The 493-nt window shown below is 69.0% G+C and carries 1 protein-coding gene and 1 pseudogene; both read right to left on the reverse strand.

Features of this window, described 5'->3' with window-relative positions; genetic code table 11:
* A partial coding sequence (locus tag M0638_RS28580) for an ATP-binding cassette domain-containing protein (RefSeq protein WP_248670353.1) occupies positions 1–317 on the reverse strand: 317 nt, incomplete at its 3' end.
* Positions 314–493: pseudogene (locus tag M0638_RS28585) on the reverse strand (nitrate ABC transporter, permease protein); the annotation flags it as partial. The pseudogene M0638_RS28585 and the gene M0638_RS28580, both read right to left, overlap by 4 nt.

The following is a 493-nucleotide window of genomic DNA, read 5'->3' on the forward strand; positions in this document are numbered from 1 at the left end:
TTCGAGCGCACGGCGAAGGCGATGTTGCCCAGCACCGTCATCCAGGGCAGCAGGGCGTGGCTCTGGAACACCACGGCGCGGTCGAGGCCAGGGCCGTCGATCTCGCGCCCCGCCACGATCACCGCGCCGCCGGTGGCGCGGTCGAGGCCGGCGAGGATGTTGAGCATGGTCGTCTTGCCGCAGCCGGAATGGCCGATCAGGCAGACGAACTCGCCGGGCATGACGTCGAACCAGACCTCGTCGAAGGTGGGCCGGTCGGCGCCGGGGAAGCACTTGCGCAGGCCCTGGACGGAGATCTGCGGGATGCGGGCGGTCATTCGGCGTACCCCACCTTGCGGCCGACCCAGCCGAGGAGCTGGTCGAGCGCCATGCCCACCAGGCCGATCAGCAGGATGGCGACGATGACGTCGGTGATCGAGAGGTTGTTCCACTGGTTCCAGACGAAGTAGCCGATGCCCGTGCCGCCCACGAGCATCTCGGCCGCCACGATGAC

The organism is Roseomonas acroporae, from assembly GCF_023223525.1.
Taxonomy (GTDB): domain Bacteria; phylum Pseudomonadota; class Alphaproteobacteria; order Acetobacterales; family Acetobacteraceae; genus Roseomonas_E; species Roseomonas_E acroporae.